The sequence below is a fragment of the Streptomyces xylophagus genome, from assembly GCF_000716435.1.
Taxonomy (GTDB): domain Bacteria; phylum Actinomycetota; class Actinomycetes; order Streptomycetales; family Streptomycetaceae; genus Streptomyces; species Streptomyces xylophagus.
On the sequence record NZ_JNWO01000002.1, the window covers coordinates 446,875 to 465,522 of the forward strand.

The 18,648-nt window shown below is 71.7% G+C and carries 14 protein-coding genes; 9 read left to right on the plus strand and 5 right to left on the minus strand.

Translation table 11 applies throughout. The features are described from left to right. Positions 1 to 87 precede the first annotated feature (87 nt). Positions 88 to 2,478, plus strand: coding sequence for an ATP-binding cassette domain-containing protein (locus OO70_RS05465; RefSeq protein ID WP_043665439.1), 2,391 nt, complete (start codon positions 88 to 90; stop codon positions 2,476 to 2,478). A 44-nt stretch (positions 2,479 to 2,522) separates the two neighbouring features. On the opposite strand, the gene OO70_RS05470 is transcribed toward OO70_RS05465, so the two are convergent. The 4 genes from OO70_RS05470 to OO70_RS05485 all read right to left on the minus strand — a co-directional run bounded on the left by OO70_RS05470 (position 2,523) and on the right by OO70_RS05485 (position 8,468). After that, entirely contained in the window at positions 2,523 to 4,631 is a 2,109-nt protein-coding gene (locus tag OO70_RS05470) for a bifunctional serine/threonine-protein kinase/ABC transporter substrate-binding protein (protein WP_043664724.1), read from the minus strand. Positions 4,632 to 4,682: 51 nt separating this feature from the next. Then, on the minus strand, positions 4,683 to 6,860 hold the full coding sequence (locus OO70_RS05475; protein ID WP_043664727.1) for a bifunctional serine/threonine-protein kinase/ABC transporter substrate-binding protein: 2,178 nt from the start codon (positions 6,858 to 6,860) through the stop codon (positions 4,683 to 4,685). Further along, positions 6,857 to 7,558, minus strand: a complete 702-nt coding sequence (locus tag OO70_RS05480; RefSeq protein ID WP_234336711.1) for a hypothetical protein — start codon at positions 7,556 to 7,558, stop codon at positions 6,857 to 6,859. The genes OO70_RS05475 and OO70_RS05480 overlap by 4 nt, the downstream gene beginning before the upstream one ends. A 298-nt stretch (positions 7,559 to 7,856) precedes the next feature. Next, on the minus strand, positions 7,857 to 8,468 hold the full coding sequence (locus OO70_RS05485) for a TetR/AcrR family transcriptional regulator (RefSeq protein WP_043664732.1): 612 nt from the start codon (positions 8,466 to 8,468) through the stop codon (positions 7,857 to 7,859). A gap of 109 nt (positions 8,469 to 8,577) precedes the next feature. Between OO70_RS05485 and OO70_RS05490 the strand changes: the two genes are divergently transcribed. From OO70_RS05490 to OO70_RS05525, 8 genes are all read left to right on the plus strand, one after another. Continuing rightward, a complete protein-coding gene (locus OO70_RS05490) occupies positions 8,578 to 9,153 on the plus strand; it encodes an ester cyclase (protein ID WP_234336712.1) in 576 nt (191 codons plus the stop codon). Positions 9,154 to 9,317: 164 nt separating this feature from the next. Next, positions 9,318 to 10,013, plus strand: coding sequence for a type 1 glutamine amidotransferase domain-containing protein (locus OO70_RS05495; RefSeq protein ID WP_043664738.1), 696 nt, complete (start codon positions 9,318 to 9,320; stop codon positions 10,011 to 10,013). 154 nt (positions 10,014 to 10,167) lie between these two features. Then, on the plus strand, positions 10,168 to 11,208 hold the full coding sequence (locus tag OO70_RS05500; protein ID WP_043664740.1) for an alpha/beta fold hydrolase: 1,041 nt from the start codon (positions 10,168 to 10,170) through the stop codon (positions 11,206 to 11,208). Positions 11,209 to 11,301: 93 nt separating this feature from the next. Continuing rightward, positions 11,302 to 11,919, plus strand: a complete 618-nt coding sequence (locus OO70_RS05505) for a VOC family protein (protein ID WP_043664742.1) — start codon at positions 11,302 to 11,304, stop codon at positions 11,917 to 11,919. Between the two features lie 66 nt (positions 11,920 to 11,985). After that, complete coding sequence (locus OO70_RS05510) at positions 11,986 to 12,753, plus strand: SDR family NAD(P)-dependent oxidoreductase (protein ID WP_043664745.1); 768 nt, start codon at positions 11,986 to 11,988, stop codon at positions 12,751 to 12,753. 17 nt (positions 12,754 to 12,770) lie between these two features. Next, positions 12,771 to 14,138 carry a dihydrolipoyl dehydrogenase family protein gene (locus OO70_RS05515; protein WP_043664748.1) on the plus strand — a complete coding sequence of 456 codons (1,368 nt, stop codon included), beginning with the start codon at positions 12,771 to 12,773 and terminating at the stop codon, positions 14,136 to 14,138. Continuing rightward, positions 14,135 to 14,989 carry an alpha/beta fold hydrolase gene (locus tag OO70_RS05520; RefSeq protein WP_043664751.1) on the plus strand — a complete coding sequence of 285 codons (855 nt, stop codon included), beginning with the start codon at positions 14,135 to 14,137 and terminating at the stop codon, positions 14,987 to 14,989. The genes OO70_RS05515 and OO70_RS05520 overlap by 4 nt, the downstream gene beginning before the upstream one ends. A gap of 140 nt (positions 14,990 to 15,129) precedes the next feature. Beyond that, positions 15,130 to 17,907: a helix-turn-helix transcriptional regulator gene (locus OO70_RS05525; protein WP_043664755.1), complete on the plus strand. Its 2,778-nt coding sequence runs from the start codon at positions 15,130 to 15,132 to the stop codon at positions 17,905 to 17,907. Between the two features lie 10 nt (positions 17,908 to 17,917). On the opposite strand, the gene OO70_RS05530 is transcribed toward OO70_RS05525, so the two are convergent. Next, on the minus strand, positions 17,918 to 18,637 hold the full coding sequence (locus OO70_RS05530; RefSeq protein ID WP_043664757.1) for an SDR family oxidoreductase: 720 nt from the start codon (positions 18,635 to 18,637) through the stop codon (positions 17,918 to 17,920). Positions 18,638 to 18,648 lie beyond the last annotated feature (11 nt).

Here is an 18,648-nt window from a genome sequence, read left to right on the forward strand (position 1 = left end):
CGTACCGCTCGAAGCTTGGTTAGATCGAGCCGGGCGATGACCGCCGAGCGACTGTCGGCGGCCCGGCGCAAACGGAGGGAAGGCACGATGAGCAAGGCCACGAGGACGGACACGCAGGCATCCGCGCTGCACGCTGCCGACAGCCACGACCTGATCCGCGTGCACGGGGCGCGCGAGAACAACCTCAAGGACGTCAGCATCGAGATCCCGAAGCGTCGGCTGACGGTGTTCACCGGCGTCTCCGGCTCGGGCAAGAGCTCGCTCGTGTTCGACACGATCGCCGCGGAGTCGCAGCGGCTGATCAACGAGACGTACAGCGCCTTCGTGCAGGGCTTCATGCCGACACTGGCACGCCCCGAGGTCGACGTCCTCGACGGACTGACCACCGCGATCATCGTCGACCAGCAGCGGCTGGGCGCCGACCCCCGCTCCACCGTCGGCACCGCCACCGACGCCAACGCGATGCTGCGCATCCTCTTCAGCCGCCTCGGCAAGCCGTACCTCGGCTCGCCCAAGGCGTTCTCCTTCAACGTCGCCTCGATCAGCGGCGCGGGCGCGGTCACCATGGAACGCGGCGGACAGAAGGTGAAGGAGCGCCGCAGCTTCAGCATCACCGGCGGCATGTGCCCGCGCTGCGAGGGCCGCGGCTCGGTCACCGACCTCGACCTCACCCAGCTCTACGACGACTCCAAGTCCCTTGCGGAGGGCGCGATCACCGTGCCCGGCTACACGGGCGGAGGCTGGAACTCGCGCCTCTACACCGAGTCCGGCTTCTTCGACCCGGACAAGCCGATCCGCAGGTTCACGAAGAAGGAACTCCAGGACTTCCTCCACCGTGAGCCGACCCGGATGAAGATCGCGGGCATCAACATGACCTACGAGGGTCTGATCCCGCGCATCCAGAAGTCGATGCTCGCCAAGGACCGGGAGGGCATGCAGCCGCACATCCGGGAGTTCGTGGACCGCGCGGTCACCTTCACCACCTGCCCCGACTGCGACGGCACCCGCCTCAACGAGGGCGCCCGCTCGTCGAAGATCAAGGGCATCAGCATCGCCGACGCCTGCGCGATGCAGATCAGCGACCTGGCCGAGTGGGTCCGCGGCCTCGACGAACCGTCGGTGGCGCCGCTGCTCACCGCGTTGCAGCAGGCCCTCGACTCGTTCGTCGAGATCGGTCTCGGCTACCTCTCGCTCAACCGGCCGGCGGGCACGCTGTCGGGCGGCGAGGCACAGCGCGTCAAGATGATCCGTCACCTCGGTTCCTCGCTGACCGACGTCACGTACGTCTTCGACGAGCCGACCATCGGGCTGCACCCGCACGACATCCAGCGCATGAACGACCTGCTGCTGCGCCTGCGCGACAAGGGCAACACCGTGCTGGTCGTCGAGCACAAGCCGGAGACCATCGCGATCGCCGACCACGTCGTCGACCTCGGCCCGGGCGCCGGTACGGCGGGCGGCACCGTCTGCTTCGAGGGCACCGTCGAGGGGCTGCGCACCGGCGGCACCATCACGGGCCGGCACTTCGACGACCGGGCCAAGCTCAAGGAGTCGACCCGCAAGCCCACCGGCACGCTGGAGATCCGGGGCGCCGCGACCAACAACCTCCAGGACGTCGACGTCGACATCCCGCTCGGCGTCCTCGCCGTCATCACCGGTGTCGCGGGCTCCGGCAAGAGCTCGCTGGTCCACGGGTCGGTCCCGGCCGGCGAGAACGTGGTGTCGGTCGACCAGGGCGCCATCCGCGGCTCACGCCGGAGCAACCCGGCGACGTACACCGGACTCCTCGAACCGATCCGCAAGGCCTTCGCCAAGGCCAACGGCGTGAAGCCGGCCCTGTTCAGCGCCAACTCCGAGGGCGCGTGCCCCACTTGCAACGGCGCCGGCGTCATCTACACCGACTTGGCGATGATGGCGGGCGTGGCCACGACCTGCGAGGAGTGCGAGGGGAAACGGTTCGACGCGTCGGTCCTGGAGTACCACTTCGGCGGGCGTGACATCAGTGAGGTGCTTGCGATGTCGGTGACCGAGGCCGAGGAGTTCTTCGGCGCGGGTGAGGCGGCAACTCCGGCCGCGCACAAGATCCTTACCCGGCTCGCCGATGTCGGCCTCGGCTACCTCAGCCTCGGCCAGCCGCTCACCACCCTCTCCGGCGGCGAACGCCAGCGCCTCAAGCTGGCCACCCACATGTCCGACAAGGGCGGCGTCTACGTCCTCGACGAGCCCACCGCCGGCCTCCACCTCGCAGACGTGGAGCAACTGCTCGGCCTGCTCGACCGGTTGGTCGACTCCGGCAAGTCGGTCATCGTCGTAGAGCATCACCAGGCGGTCATGGCCCACGCCGACTGGATCATCGACCTCGGCCCCGGCGCCGGACACGACGGCGGAAAGATCGTCTTCGAGGGGACTCCGGCCGACCTGGTCGACGCGCGGTCGACGCTCACGGGGGAGCACCTGGCGGCATACGTCGGCGCGTGAGTGTCGTGCAACCCCCTTGCACCCTAAGGGAGTTGCACGACGTCTCACGCCTTTTTGCCGATGTCGGCGGACCGTGCCACGAAGCGGGCGGCTCCGCCGGTCACCCGGAACAGGAACCCTCCGCCGTCCTCGCCGGCCTGGAAGAACTGCGTGGAGGCGTCGAAACTCATGAGGCGCGTGATGCCCTGCCAGGGACGGCGCAGGAGTTCCGAGCGCAGGGCGGCGCGGCCGTCGTCGCCGACGGAGGCCAGGCCGTGGGCGGCGAACCGGACGGCGTCGTACGCCTCGGCCGCCCAGGGGCCCGGCGCGTGTCCATGGCGGGCGCGGAACGCGGCGGCGAACGCCTTGGTGCGGGTGTCGGCGTTGGCGTCCGTGTAACCCGTGGCGATCCTCCAGTCCTCGCCGGCGGCGAGGAAGGGGGCGCCGAGGACGTGCTCGCTCGCGCCCCGGGCGCCCCGGTGTCCCGCGTCCCGTAGCGCGCGGGCGCAGGCGGCGGCGCGGTCCGGGCTCACCCCGGCGAAGAGGACGGCGTCGCGGGGGCGGGCGGCGATACGGTCGGCGGCCGCGGTGAAGTCCTCGTCCGCGGCCACCTCCTCCACCGTCGTCCCGCTGTCGAGCACGCCGTTGACGGTGGTGAGGCGGACCGTGACCAGACTCTGCGCCTCGGTGGCCAGGTCGTGCAGGATCACCGTGCGGGCGGGCTTGGCGACCCGGTTCAGATAGATCACCGCCGCGAACGGGCCGACGATCTGGGTGTTGCGCAGCACGAGGGCGCTGGTGGTGTTGACGACGTCGAGGGCTTCCGTGTCGGCGCGGGTGATCAGCAGGGTCAGCCGGGCCTTCGTGCACGGGGCGAGGGCAGCGGGCACGGTTGCGTTCGTGCCCGCCGCGATCACCACGGACACGTCCGGGTCGGCGGCCAGCCGGGTGGCCGCCGCGGCGGAACCCTTCGCGGTGCCGGCGTCGTCGGTGGTGCGCAGTATGAGGTCCTGGGTTCGCTTGGCGTCCTGGTTGTGCTGCTCGACGGCGAGGAGGGCGCCGCGCCGGTGCTCGGTGAAGGAGGGGTCGTCCGGGCTGCCCAGCAGGGCGACCACATGGCGGGAGCGCCGTACGGAACCGGTGTTCGCCGACGCGGCGGACCGGCCCCACTCCCACCACGCGCCCGCCCCGGCCACCGCGGTCACACCGAGCGCGGCCCCCGCGACGAGCAGGCGCCGCCGGGTGGGCGAGGGCGGCGCGTCCACGGGGGAGGGCCCGGCGAGCATGGTCGGGTCGGGAACGGGCAGGTCGAGGACGCGTGCGGCCCGGGCGGCGACGAGGGCCGGCAGTCCTTCGGGCAGCCACTCGGCCACCGCGAACTCGCCGAAGGTGTCGAGGAGTTCACGGGCGCTCGGGCGGTGCTCCGGCTCCTTCGCCAGACAGCGTCGTACGGTCCGGTCGAGGCTGTCCGGGATGCCGTCCAGGTCCGGCTCCTCCCCGACGGTCCGGTACAGCACGGCCGCCGCGCCGCCGGTGCCGAACGGTGGACGGCCGGTCGCCGTGTAGGCGAGGACGCAGCCGAGTGAGAAGACGTCGCTGGGTGGGCCGACGGTGTGTCCGCGGGCCTGCTCGGGGGAGAGGTAGCCGGGGGAGCCCACGACGGAGCCGTCCGTGGTGAGCGCGGTCGCGCCGACGGCCCGCGCGATCCCGAAGTCGATCAGCCGCGGCCCGTCCGCGGCCAGCAGTACGTTCGCGGGTTTGACGTCCCGGTGGACCAGCCCGGCCGCGTGCACTCCGTCCAGCGCTTCGGCCAGCACGGCACCGAGGCCGCGCAACTGCGCCTCGGGCCAGGGTCCGCGCAGCGCGACGGCCTCGGCGAGGGACGGTCCGGGCACGTAGGCGGTGGCCAGCCACGGGGAGCGGGCGTCGGCGTCGGCCGCGACCACCGGTACGGTCCACCGGCTCGTGAGGCGCGACGCGAGTTCGGCCTCGCGGCGGAATCGGGCGCGGAAGCCGGGGTCGTCGGCGTACTCGGCGCGGATCACCTTCAGCGCGCACCACGCGCCGTGCGGCGAGCGCGCCAGATAGACGACGCCCATGCCGCCCGCGCCGAGCCGGCCGGCGAGCCGGTGCCCGCCGATCAGGGACGGATCGGTGGGCAGAAGCCGTTCCACGCCGGCCGCCTCCGTTTCGCCGTCGTTCCCGCCGTCGGTGCAGAGTGGTGGTCAGCCCTGGCTCTGCGCCGCGCGATTCAGATCGCCGAGCGATCCCAGTTGCCGGAACCGCCCGCCGCGGACCTGATGGACGAAGGTCTCGTCCGCCCAGCCCGTCGAGCTGTTGTCGTACTGGTGGAAGTCGCCGAAGGCGTACGTCCGGGCGATGCCCTGGTACTTCACCTTCGCCAGCCGCACGGCGAGATCGGCCCGCACCGGACGCCGGCGTGCCCCGGCCGGTACCGTGCGGGCGAACTCGGCGAGCAGCATTTTCGCACTGTCGTACGCCTCGGTCGCGTACGGCTCGGGAGTGCTGCCGTAGCGCTTCCGCCAGGCCGCGGTGAAGTCCTTGGCCCGCTTCGTCGTCAGTACGGAGGGGTCCACGGCGTCCGTCACCACGTACCAGCCCTCGCCCGCCGCGCTCGCGAGGCGCGGGAAGTCGGAGCCGTACAACTGGTGCTGCATCCAGCGCGGCCCGGTGAAGCCGGCCGTGGCCAGGGCCTGGGCCGTGCGGACGGTGGCGTCCAGGGCGCCCAGGTACACGAAGGCTTTGACGTCGGCGGCGAGCAGTTCGCGCACCGCCTTCGGGCCGTCGTCCGTGTCCTCGGCGACGACGCGGGGCACGACCTCGCTCTTGAGGACGTTGCGCCAGTTGCTGACCACCTGGGTGCCCTCGTCCTGCATGGCCGAGCCCCCGGCACGGTCGATGACGACTCCGGCCGGCACCACCTGTCGGGTTATGTAGGCGTGCAGGGCGATCCAGCCGCCGAGCGCGCCGTGGGCGGGGGCGCTCTGGAACGAGGTCTTCGGCGAGGTCAGGAAGTAGTCCTGCTGGCCCGTGCTGCTGGAGACATGGGTCAGCCCGGCCACACCGTAGACGGCCGGGGCCGTCCGCATGGGGATCTCGGCGACCGGTCCCAGCACCGCGACGACGTTCCGGTCGGCGGTGAACTCGCGTGCCACCGCCCGGGCGGTGTCCGTGTCGCCCCGGTCGGCGAGGACTTTCACCTTCAGGTCGTAGGAGCGCGTCCGTGTGGCGTTGTGCTCGGCGACCGCGAGGCGGGCGGCGCGTTCTGAGGCCCGGCTGACGGCGGCCTCGGCGGTGCCGCTGGTCGTGTGCACGCCGAGGACGTACACGGGACGCGCGGCGCTCGCGGACGGTTTCTTGTCGTCCCCCGACGCCCACACCGCCGCTCCGGTCCCGCCGCCCGCGAGCAGCAGCGCACCGCCGGCCAGCAGCAGACGGCGCCGTCCCGGGTGCCGGGCGGGGACGGCCGCATCGTCGAGGACCGTGGGTTCGACGTCCGGGAAGGCGAGGCTCTCGGCGGCCCGTGCGGCGACCATCCGGGCGACGGGGTCGGGGAGCCAGCTGCCGGAGGCGTCCGGGGCGTCATCGGTGAACAAGGCCCGTATGTCGTCGGTCGTGGGCCGCGCGTCCGGGTCCTTGGCCAGGCAGCGTTCCACCAGGGTCCGCAACTCGCCCTCGACACCGGCGAGTTCGGGCTCGTCGTGGACCGTGCGGTACATCAGGGCGTCCGGCGTCCCGGTGCCGAAGGGCGGAGTGCCGGTCGAGGCGTACGCCAGCACGCAGCCCAGCGCGAAGACGTCGCTCGCGGACGTGGCGGGCTGCCCCTCGGCCTGCTCCGGGGCGAGGAAACCGGGGGTGCCGACCACGAGCCCGGACGCGGTCAGCGCCGTGTCGTCGGCGGCGCGCGCGATGCCGAAGTCGATCAGGCGCGGCCCGTCCAGGGCGAGCAGCACGTTGCCCGGTTTGACGTCCCGGTGCACGAGCCCGGCTGTGTGCACGGCGTCCAGCGCCCCGGCCAGCAGCCAGCCCAGGACGCGTACGGCCTGCGATGGCAGCGGGCCGTGCGCGGAGACCGCCTCGGCGATGGAAGGTCCCGGGACGAACGCGGTGGCCAGCCACGGTTCGCGTGCTTCGGCGTCCGCGTCCAGGACGGGAACCACCCAGGGGCTGTCCACCCGCCGCGCCAGCTCCACCTCCCGCGCGAACCGGGCCCGGAAATCGTCGTCACCGGCGCCCTCCCCCCGGATCACCTTGACCGCGGCGAGTGCCCCGGAGTCGGTGCGCCCCAGGTAGACGACGCCCATGCCGCCCGCACCGAGCCGCCGCAGCAGCCGGAACCCCGCGAGGCGGGACGGGTCGGAGGACCGCAGCGGTTCGCTCACTGTCCCGCCCCCTTCGTCTCGGTCGGTTCGGCGCCGGCGCCCGTGTCGCCCGCCTTGCCCTTGCTGTCGATGCTCGCCGCGACGAAGGTCATTCCCTTGGCAATGTCGGTGGTGACGGTGGAGTCCTCGGCCTCGGTCCGGCCCGAGCCGTGCCGCGCGGTCGCGGCCACGGTGACCGGCCCCATCCGGAACTTGTACCAGTCGAAGGGATGCGCCTTGGCGCCGTCGGCGGCCCAGTTCCCGCTCTCCGTCAGGTCGTCGTCGGAGATCACGGTCCGCCCGTCGGCGAACGCGTCGACCCGTGAGTACAGGCCGCTCACCCGGTCCGTGGCGTTCAACTGCTGCTCGGGACAGCGCAGCGGCTCCTCCAGCGACCCGGCCATGTCGCGCCGCGCCGACACGACGTCCTGGTGCACGGTGACGGTCAGCGACACGTACACCGGCCCCTTGCCGCCCTTCGCCGGCAGCTCGTACCCCCGGGTGAGACTGGCCAGTACCGTGCCAGGCAATGCCTCGCGCCGCCACAGGCAGTCCTCGCCGAGTACGGCCCACTCGGCCGGATCGCTCTCGAAGGGATCGCGTGTGCGGTACCCGGTGCCGAAGTAGTCGGGGCGCACGGTGAGTTCACGAACGAACGCGACGGCCTCGGCCCGCGTCCTCGGTGCCCGGTCCTCGGCGAGCGTGTACGGCTTGTTCACGGGCGACGCCGAGGCCGAGGGCGACGCCCCGGAGCTCTTCTTCGGTGTCGCTTCCGCCTTGGGCTCGTCGCCCGACCCGCTGCTGCACCCCGCCAGCAGCAGCGTCCCCGCCGCCGCTGCTAAGACTGGTCTCCACCCGACCATGCGTCACTCCCACCCCTGTGCCCACACCCTTGTGACGAGTGTGGCGCACGCTAACGCTCTTGGTTGCCAACTACCCTTACAAACATGAGCAGTTAGGGGTTCTGACGACGGCGCACGGTGCTCCGGTTGCAGCCGGTGCGTGCGGGCCGACGCGTCAGCGAAGCGTGGCGACCGCCGTGCCGCAGAGGACTTCCTCCGCGCGGTCCCACGACCAGCCGTTCTCGACCACGAGCGTGCGCCAGCCGGTGGGGCCGAACCAGTACCAGAGGAGGTCGCCGGTCTCCTTCGCCGAGTGGGACGGCGGGGGAGTGAGGCTGTGCAGATGGCGGGCGGCGGTGTGCAGCGCGTCCCGGTACGCGGCCGTCATGCGCTCCCACAGCGCCTCGCTGTTCTCGTGGACGGGCAGTGCCTTGTGGACCGCCTCGATCACCGCGAACTGTCCCTCATTACCCAGCCGCGTGCCGTGGGCCAGCGCCTTGAGGACCGCATCCGGTGTCCGCAGTTCGAGCAGATCCCTCATGGTCTGCCGGTAACCGGAGGCGATCACGGCCCGGTCGACGATCAGGTCCAGGATGTCGCCCTTGCTGCCGACGCTCGCGAACACGGTCTTCGAGGCGACACCGGCCGCCGAGGCGATATCGGCGACGGTGACCCGGCCGTAGCCGCGCTCGGCGAACAGTTCCGTGGCGTGTTCGAGGATCAGCGCGCGCGTCCGTGCGGCGGCCTGTTCGCGCAGCGGAGAGACGTAACGGCGCGTGGGAGGCATGCGGTCATCCTACGGCGATGAATTCAATAGGCGTGCTGTAACCTCAATGCCTGTCGATCGGCACCACCCGTCGGAACGCACCTCCCCCGAAAGGGATCACGCAATGGGCATGGACGCCACGGAACTGGCCCACGGACTCTTCCGCATCCTCGAGACCGGCGACCCGGCACTGGCCGCGGAGGTGGTGCACCAGGACTTCCACAACCGCGAGGCAGCCGTGTCTCCCACCGCCTGCGCCATCCCCGGACCCGCGGGAGTGCTCGCCTCCAGCGCCTGGATGCGCTCCGCCTTCAGCGACCTGCACTTCCCGGTCCTCGGCATCGCCCACAACGACGAGCAGGTCTGGCTACGGCTGCGCATGCGCGGCCGTCACACCGGACCCTTCGTCCGCTTCCGTGAGGGCGCGCTCGACCAGGCGATACCCCCGACCGGGCGCGACATCGACTTCGAACAGATCCATGTGCTCGACCTCAAGGACGGCAAGGTGGTCGGGCACGAGGCGGTCCGCGACGACGTGGCCATGCTGGGACAGCTCGGCATCTTCCCGCCGAGCCCGGGCACGGCACTGGGCATGCTCACCTGGCGGGTGACGGGACGAGCCGCGCGCGCCGCCGCCGACGTGACGGCGAAAGCCGCGGAGGCGGCGGCCGGGGCGGTGCGGGAGAACCGGGGCCAGACCGGCTGAGCCGTAGCTCCTCCTCTGCTGCGATGGCCTTTCACGGGCCCGGGGACGATGACCAGGGTGTCCCACCGGTGCGACCGGCCGACCGTGCGCGGGAGCGTGGCACCAGGTGGCGGTTCCGCAGTGTGCACGCGGGTGCCGGGCCCTGGACGGCAGGAGTGATCGAGATGGCGAGGGTTCTTTTCGTGCTGACCGGAGCGACGTACTGGGTGCTCAAGGACGGCACCAGGTACGCGACCGGGTACTGGGCCGAGGAGTTCGCGGCCCCGTACAAGCTGATCACGGAGGCGGGCCACGACGTCGTGGTCGCGACACCGAACGGTGTGACACCGAACGTCGACATGATGAGCCTGCGCCCCTCCATGGCGGGCGGTGAGCAGGGGGCTCTCGACCTGGAGGAGATCATCCGGTCCGCGGAAGTGATGCGGCGCCCGCTCAAGCTCTCGGACGTCCGTCTCGAGGACTACGACGCGGTGTACCTGCCCGGCGGCCACGGCCCGATGGCGGACCTCGCCCTGGACGCCGACGTGGGCCGGATACTGACGGCGCAGCTCGCCTCGGGCAAGCCCCTCGCGATCGTGTGCCACGGCCCCTCCGCGATCCTGGCCACCAGGATCCACGGCGAGTCGCCCTTCAAGGGCTACCGGATGACGTGCTTCACCAACGACGAGGAGGAGGGCGTCGGCCTGGCCTCCCGGGTGACGTGGCTGCTGGAGACGGAGCTGAAGGACAAGATCGGCGTCGAGTTCAGCCGCGGCGAGATCTGGAAGCCGTACATGGTGGAGGACCGCAACCTCATCACCGGGCAGAACCCGGACTCGGCCGCGGTCCTCGGTGAGCGGCTGCTGGAGTTGCTGAAGTAGCGACCCCGCGCATGACTGGTGCCTGGGCGAGAGGCCGAACCTCCCACATGCGAGGAAACCGGTCCTGGCGCCCAGGACGACCAGCAGCGGAATCTGATCAGGGCCGCCCTCCAGCGGGTGGCACTCCGGCACCCCCAGAGGCAGGACGGTTCACATGATCAACAGGCGAGCCCTCGGCAGGACCATCGGCGCCGGGACCGCGGCCGCGTCCCTGGCGGGATGGCTCAGCTCGTCACCCGCGTCCGCGGCTCCCTCCGGAACGGAGACGTCAACTGCCGCGCAGGCGAAGGGGCATACGTCCTTCGCGTCGCTGAAGCAGGGCAGGGCCGGCGAGCTGAACATCGGGTACGCGGAGGTCGGTCCGGCGAAGGGCCCGGTGGTCGTCCTGCTGCACGGATGGCCGTACGACATCCACAGCTATGTCGACGTCGCGCCGCTGCTCGCCGCCGAGGGGTACCGGGTGATCGTCCCCTACCTGCGGGGCTACGGCACCACCACGTTCCGGTCGGCGAAGAGCTTCCGCAACGGCCAGCAGGCCGTGGTCGCCCTGGACATCATCGCCCTGATGGACGCACTGCGGATCGAGAAGGCGCTGCTCGGCGGCTTCGACTGGGGAGCGCGGACGGCCGACATCATCGCGGCACTGTGGCCCCGGCGCTGCAAGGCGCTGGTCTCGGTGACCGGCTACCTCATCACCAACCGGGAGAAGAACAAGCAACCGCTGCCTCCGGCCGCCGAGTTGGCGTGGTGGTACCAGTACTACTTCGCCACCGAGCGCGGTGAGCTGGGCCTGGCCCAGTACGGGCACGACTTCGCCAAGCTGATCTGGCGCAACGTCTCCCCGACCTGGCACTTCGACGACGCCACGTTCGACCGCACCGCGCAGGCCTTCGAGAACCCGGACTACGTGAGCATCGTGATCCACAACTACCGCTGGCGGCTGGGCCTCGCCGCGGGAGACCCGCGCTACGACGGCATCGAGTCCAAGCTCGCCGCGGGCCCGGTCATCGCCGTGCCCACGATCACTCTCGACGGTGAGCTGGACCCCTTCACCCCGGCGGGCGACGGGAGCGCGTACCGCGCCAAGTTCACCGGCCCGTACGACCACCGCGCCCTCGCCGGCATCGGGCACAACGTGCCCCAGGAAGCCCCGGAGGCGTTCGCCCGCGCGGTCCTGGACGCCGACCGCCTCTGAGGCGCGGGCCAGGGAGACTCCCTGGCGCGAACAAGGGCCGCAGCGGCGACTCTGGTGGAGTCGGCAGTTCGTCCGAGAACGGAGGCGCAGCTCATGGACATGAAGCTCGAAGTCGTCGTGGTGCCGGTCGGTGACGTGGACCGGGCCAAGAACTTCTACACGGCGCTGGGCTGGCGGCTCGACGCCGACGTCGCCACCGATGAGAACTTCCGGGTGGTACAGGTGACCCCGCCGGGCTCGCCGGCCTCCGTCATCTTCGGCACCTCCGTCACGTCCCAGACACCGGGCACGGCTCAGGGCCTGCAGCTGATCGTGGACGACATCGACGCCGCCCACGACGAACTCAAGCGGGTCGGCGCCGATCCCAGCGACGTGTTCCACGACGAGGGCGGCGTCTTCCACCACGCCGGAACCGACGCCCGGGTGCCCGGACCGGACCCGCGGCGCACCAGCTACGGATCGTTCGTCTCGTTCAGCGACCCGGACGGCAACGGCTGGATCCTCCAGGAGATCACCACCCGGCTCCCGGGCCGCCTGGACCCCGCGGCCACGACGTTCGCCTCGGCCGAGAACCTGGCGAGCGCACTGCGCCGCGCCGCGGCGGCGCACGGCGAGCACGAGGCGCGTACCGGCGCCGAGGACCCGGACTGGCCCGACTGGTACGCCCAGTACATGGTGCGCGAACAGGCCGGTACCGAGCTGCCGTCGTGAGCACGGCCGCCTGGTCGGCGGCAGCTCGGTACCGCGTCATGCCCGCCACGAGGAGGTGACACCGCCGTGTCGGAGAAACCGCTGGCCGGAGCCGTCGCGCTGGTCACCGGTGCCAGTAGCGGTATCGGTGCCGCGACCGCGCGCCGCCTCGCCGGGGAGGGCGCGGCGGTGGCGCTCGTCGCACGGCGTCGCGACCGCCTGGACCGGCTCGCCCAGGACATCACGGAGGCGGGCGGCCGGGCCCACGCCGTGGAGGCGGACATCAGCGAGCCCGAGCAGGCGTACCAGGCGGTCCAGGTCGCGCTCGGGCGGCTGGAGCGGCTCGACATCCTGGTCAACAACGCCGGGATCATGCTGCTCGGCACGGCCCTGCACGCCACGATCGAGGACTGGGACCGGATGGTCTCGCTCAACGTGGCCGCGCTGCTCCACGTCACCCACGCCGCCGTGCCCTACCTGATCGACGCGGCCACCACCTCCCCACGGCAGGTCGCCGACATCGTGAACGTGAGCTCGACGGCCGGACGCGTCGCCCGCCCCGGGAGCAGCGTCTACAACCTGACGAAATTCGGCCTCAACGGCTTCACCGAAGCCCTGCGCCAGGAACTGCTCGTGGAGCGGGTACGGGTCGGCGTGGTCGAACCCGGCACCGTACGGACGGAGTTGGTGGATCACCTCGGCGAGGCCACCCGTGAGGCGGCCCTCCGTCAGGTCAGCGGGATCGAACCGCTGCGGGCGGAGGACGTCGCGGACGCGATCGCCTACATCGTCACCCGGGAGCGGCGGGTGGCCGTCAACGAGATGCTGGTCCGCGCCGGTGACCAGACGTGGTAGCTGAGGAGGACGGACCGATGAGCCGCTACGACAACGGTTACGACTACGACGTCATCGTGATCGGCGGAGGATCGCCCGGCGAGCACTGCGCCGGCGCCCTGGCCGACGGCGGCCTGCGGGTCGCCCTGGTGGAACGTGAACTGGTCGGCGGCGAGTGCTCGTACTGGGCGTGCATCCCGTCGAAGACGCTGCTGCGCCCGGGCGAAGCCGTGCACGGCGCACGAGAGGCCGCGGCGAGCGCCGAGGTCGATGTCCAACAGGCCCTGGCCTGGCGGGACTTCATGGTGTCGGACTACTCCGACGCCGGACAGGAACGCTGGCTGGCCGACAACGGCATCGCCCTGTTGCGCGGCACCGGCCGTTTGGCGGGACCGGGTGTCGTGGAGGTGGCCGGAGCCCGCCACACCGCCGAGCACGTCGTCGTGGCCACAGGGGCGTCGCCGATCATGCCGCCGGTCCCGGGCCTGGCCGAGCTGACCGGCGTGTGGACCAACCGCGAAGTGACCGGCATGAAGGCGATCCCGCGCCGGCTGATCGTGCTCGGCGCAGGCCCCGTCGGCGTCGAGATGGCCCAGGCCGTACGCCGACTGGGCGGCGAGGTGGTCCTCACGGCCCACGGCCGGTACGTCCTGCCCCGCGAGCCCCGGCCGCTGGGCGAGGCGCTCGGCGAGGTGCTGCGCCGCGACGGGGTCGAGCTCGTTCTCGGCCCCCGGACGGTCGCCGCCGGGCGCGACGGCGAGGACTACGTCCTGACGCTCGACGACGGGCGGGAACTGCGCGGCGACCGTCTCCTCGTGGCCACCGGGCGCCGCCCGCGCGTCGACGACATCGGCCTGGACACCGTGGGCGTGAAGGCCGACGAGCACGGCATTCCCGTCGACTCGCGTCTGCGTGCCGCCGAGCGGCTGTGGGTCGTCGGCGACGCCACCGGCCTTTGGATGCTGACCCATGTAGGCAAGTACCAGGGCGAGATCGTCGCCGCCAACATCCTCGGCGAACCCCGCGAGGCCGACTACACGGCCGTGCCCCGCGTCGTCTACACCGATCCGCAGGCGGCGTCGGTGGGTGCGGGCGAGGCACGGTTCAGCGCCACCGTCCCGATCTCCGGGGTGGCCAAGACCGCGGCCTACACCCGCGCCTACGCCGACGCCAACGGGTTCCTCACGCTGCTCAGCGACGGCCGGGTGATCACCGGCGCGTACGCCCTCGGCCCGGAGGCGGGGGAGTGGTTGCAACAGGCGACCCTCGCCGTCCGCGCCCGCGTCCCGCTGGACGTGCTGCGGGACACGATCCAGCCGTTCCCCACGTTCTCGGAGATCTACGTCGCCGCGCTCAAGGACCTGCACGAGCAGATGCGGGCCACGGAGGGGAAGGCGTCGCAGTGACGCACTACCGCACGCTGAAGGTCGACGACCTGGAGATCTTCTACCGCGAGGCCGGACCGCCCGACGCCCCCGTCCTGCTGCTCCTGCACGGCTTCCCGTCCTCGTCGCGCATGTACGAACCGCTCCTCGGACGCCTGGCCGACCGGTGGCGACTGATCGCGCCCGACTACCCGGGATTCGGCCACAGCAGCGCTCCCGCGCCGACCGGGTTCGCGTACACCTTCGACCACCTGGCCGAGGTGATGAACGGCTTCGGGGACGCGCTCGGCATCGAGCAGTACACGCTCGTCCTGCAGGACTACGGCGGGCCGGTCGGGTTCCGCATGGCCATGGCGCACCCGGAGCGACTGGAGGCGTTGGTCATCCTGAACGCGGTGGCCCACGAGAGCGGACTGGGGCCGCTGTGGGAGACACGACGCGCCTTCTGGGCAGATCGTGCCACCCATGAACCGGAGCTGCGGGAGAACTTCCTCTCCCTGGCCGCCACGCGCGGACGACACCTGGGGAACGACCCCGCCACCGACCGCTACGACCCCGACCTGTGGACGGACGAGTTCGCCTTCCTCAACCGGCCGGGGCAGGCGGAGATCCAGCTGGACCTGTTCTACGACTACCGCACCAACCTCGCCGCCTACCCGGTCTGGCAGCAGTGGCTGCGCGACCGTCAGCCGCGCACGCTGGTGCTCTGGGGACGCCACGACGCGTCGTTCCAGGCGCGGGAGGCCGACTCGTACCGGGCCGATCTGCCCGACGCGGAGGTCCATCTGCTCGACGGCGGCCACTTCGTCCTGGACACGTGCGCCGACGAGGCCGCGGAGCGGATCCGGGCCTTCCTGACCGCATTGGCCTGAAATCCGCTCCCAGTGGCTTGACCCGCCACCTGCGACGGGACCACGAAAAGGGGCTTTACCCCGCCAGGATTCAGGGTGCGGCCCCGCCGTTGTAGCGTGCAGTGTGACCAGGGGGCAGACCGCGACGAAGGCGGGCAACCGTGGCGCATGCGGAGCACAGCTCACGGGACGGGGCACAGGCCGGCCTTCTCGGCAGGCGGACCGAGTGTGCCCTGCTCGACCGGATGATCGGCGCGGCCCGTAGCGGAGAGAGCAGCACGCTCGTTGTCCACGGCCCACCCGGCGTCGGAATATCGGCCCTCCTCGACTACGCGACGCAGACGGCGACCGACCTGCGCGTGCTGCACGCCGTCGGCATCGAATCCGAGATGGAGCTCGCGTTCGCCACCCTGCACCAGGTCTGTGTGCCGCTGCTCGAACGCCTGAAGAACCTCCCCCAGCCGCAGTGCGCCGCACTGGAGACGGTGTTCGGGATACGAGCGGGACCCCCGCCCGATCGCTTCCTGGTCGGCATGGCGGTACTCGGTCTGCTGTCGGACGCCTCCGCGAAGCACCCGCTGCTCTGCCTGGTCGACGACGCGCAGTGGATGGACCGGGTCTCGGCACAGATCCTGGGCTTCGTCGCCCGACGACTGCTGGCGGAGTCGGTCGCCCTCGTCTTCGGAGCCCGCGAGGAGCCCGAGGACCTGCTCGGACTGCCGGAGCTGGAGGTCACCGGGCTGCGTGACGCCGACGCCCACACCCTGCTCGACTCGGTCACCCACACCCGGCTCGACCAGGACATCCGCGACCGCCTCGTCGCGGAGACCAAGGGCAATCCCCTCGCCCTCCTCGAACTGCCCCGCGGGTTGACGCTCACCCAACTCGCCGGAGGACTCGGCCTGTTGAACGGCGACACACTGCCGGGCCGGATCGAACAGAGCTTCCTGAGCCGGATCGAAGCCCTCCCGGACGAGACCCGGCTGCTCCTGCTGGTCGCCGCCGCGGAACCGGTCGGCGACCCCGCCCTGGTGTGGGCGGCGGCCGACCGGCTCGGTGTGACACCGGAGACGGCGCTCGTCGGCGGCACGGACGGGCTGCTGTCCTTCGACGTACGCGTCACGTTCCGGCACCCGCTCGTCCGGTCGGCCGTCTACCGGTCGGCGACGGAAGAGGACCGCCGGGCCGCGCACCTGGCTCTGGCGGAGGCCACCGACCCGCAGGCCGACCCGGACCGTCGTGCCTGGCACCTCGCCTCCGCCACCGCGGGCCCGGACGAATCCGTCGCCGCCGAACTCGAACGCTCCGCCGGCCGCGCGCAGGCACGCGGCGGACTGGCCGCCGCGGCCGCGTTCCTGCAGCGAGCCGTGGCACTCACCGGCGACACGTCACGGCGCGCCGAACGGGCGGTGGAGGCCGCCGACGTCAGCCTCCAGGCAGGCGACCTCGCTGCCGCCCGCCGGTTCGTCGACATCGCGGACCAGTACGCACAGAACGAGTTCCAACGCGCCCGAGCCCATCTCGTGCGCAGCCGGATCACGTTCGCCGCCGGTCTCGACCAGGAGGCGCCACCGCTGTTGCTGACGGCCGCGCAGCGGCTGGAGCCCTTCGACAAGGGCCTCGCGCGTGAGACCTACCTGATCGCGTGGGGCACCGCGGCACTGGTCGCCGCGGACGCGGACAGCCTCCTGGCGATCTCCTGGGCGATGAGAGCACTTCCGGCGGCAACGGGAACTCCCCACGCCCTCGATCTCGTCAGCGATGCCTGCGCGCTGCTCGTCACCGACGGCCGCGCCGCCGCCGTCCCCGCCCTGCGGCGGGCGGTGGCGGCGCTCGCGGATCTTCCCGCGTCCGACGTCCTGAAGTGGGGCTGGGTGGCCAACGGCGTCAGCGCGGCCGTCTGGGACGACCGGGCCATGCGCAGCACGTACAGCCGGGCCGTCGAAGTGGCGCGCGCGGCCGGCGCCCTGACCGAACTCCCTTTCTGTCTCGCGTCGTTGGGCATGGCGACCACCTGGACCGGGGACTTCACCGCCGCCGCGTCGATCGTCGACGAGGCGGACATCGTCGCCGCGGCGACCGGCGTTCCCCTGGCACCGCACGTCAAGCTGCGGCTCAGCGCACTGCGGGGCCGTAGCGCCGACGCGGAGGCGCTCATCGCCGCGACGATCGAAGAGGCCGGTGCGAGCGGCCAGTTGATGGGCGTCACGACCGCCCACTGGGCCGCCGCCGTCCTCTACAACGGCCTCGCCCGCTACGAACAGGCGATGTCGGCGGCCCAGATCAGCAGCCGGATCGCCGAACTGTGGGTCTCCGTCTGGGTGTTGCCCGAACTCGTCGAGTCGGCGGTGCGCGTCGGGGAGGAGGACGTCGCCGGTGACGCGCTCGCTCGACTCGCGGACACGGCGGAGCCGTGCGACACCGACTGGGCGCAGGGAACCCTGGCCCGCTGCCGGGCCCTGCTCAGCACCGGGGCACCCGCGGACCGCCTCTACCGCAGGGCGATCGAGCGGCTGGGCCGGACACAGCTGCGCCCCGAACTGGCGCGTGCCCACCTGCTGTACGGCGAATGGCTGCGCCGGGGCCGTCGGCGGAGCGACGCGCGCGGCCATCTCCGCACGGCTCACGAGATGTTCGGGTCGATCGGTATGGAGGCGTTCGCCGAACGGGCCCGCCGCGAACTGCTCGCCACGGGGGAGACCGTGCGCAAGCGCACGTTCGAGGCCTCGTCGAGCGACGAACTGACCCCGCAGGAACAGCAGATCGCGTCGCTCGTGCAGGACGGCTTCTCCAACCCGGAGGTCGGATCCCGCCTGTTCCTGAGCCCGCGAACCGTCGAGTGGCACCTGCGGAAGATCTTCACCAAGCTGTCGATCACCTCCCGTAGACAGCTCCGCGACGTCCTGCCCCGCGCCGGGTACGAGGCCACACCGGAGTAGGAGATTGGGGTCAGGGGATGAGCTGCTGGCCGCCGTCGATATCGTAAGTCGCCCCGGTGAGGGCCGTGTTGGTCATCAGGTGCAGGGCGAGCGCGGCCACGTCCGACGGTCCCACGACCCGCCGGATCGGCAGCGTGGCACGCAACTCCGCGCGGCGCTGCTCCAGTTCGTCGCCGAGCAGGCGCGCCGACAGCGGGGTGTCGACGAAGCCGGCGGCGATCGCGTTGACCCGGACCGGGGCGAGTTCGAGGGCGGCGTTCGCCGTGATCGCGGGCAGGCCGGCCGCAGCGACGGCCGCGATACTCAGACCCACGCCGGGGCGGCGGGCGTGCGTACCGGTGATGTACGTCAGCGAACCGCCGGGACGGACACACGTCGCGCACTCCCGTGCGATGCGCAGCGATCCGAGCAGATGCTCGTCGAGCACGCTGCGCGCCAGCTCGAAGTCCATGTCGACGATCGGCGCGTAGACCGGTCCACCACCGGCGACGAGGACGTGGTCGACCGGAGCGGGCAGTTCCGCGAAGAACCGGTGCAGTCCCGCCGCGTCACCCAGGTCGAGTGTCGCGGCCGACGCGTCGAGTTCGTCACGCGCGGTCTCGAGCCGTGCCTGGTCACGACCGGTGATGACGATCCTCGAGCCGCCCGCGTGGGCCTGGCGCGCCGTCTCCAGCCCGATGCCGGAGCTGCCGCCGATGACGACAACGGTGCTTCCTGAGAGCTCGTTCACTGCTTCCTCCT

Bases quoted from the DNA above. Each gene is read 5' to 3' on its own strand.
- OO70_RS05465 (WP_043665439.1), top strand. From the start codon at position 88: ATGAGCAAGGCCACGAGGACGGACACGCAGGCATCCGCGCTGCACGCT.
- OO70_RS05485 (WP_043664732.1), bottom strand. From the start codon at position 8,468: ATGCCTCCCACGCGCCGTTACGTCTCTCCGCTGCGCGAACAGGCCGCC.
- OO70_RS05490 (WP_234336712.1), top strand. From the start codon at position 8,578: ATGGACGCCACGGAACTGGCCCACGGACTCTTCCGCATCCTCGAGACC.
- OO70_RS05495 (WP_043664738.1), top strand. From the start codon at position 9,318: ATGGCGAGGGTTCTTTTCGTGCTGACCGGAGCGACGTACTGGGTGCTC.
- OO70_RS05500 (WP_043664740.1), top strand. From the start codon at position 10,168: ATGATCAACAGGCGAGCCCTCGGCAGGACCATCGGCGCCGGGACCGCG.
- OO70_RS05505 (WP_043664742.1), top strand. From the start codon at position 11,302: ATGGACATGAAGCTCGAAGTCGTCGTGGTGCCGGTCGGTGACGTGGAC.
- OO70_RS05515 (WP_043664748.1), top strand. From the start codon at position 12,771: ATGAGCCGCTACGACAACGGTTACGACTACGACGTCATCGTGATCGGC.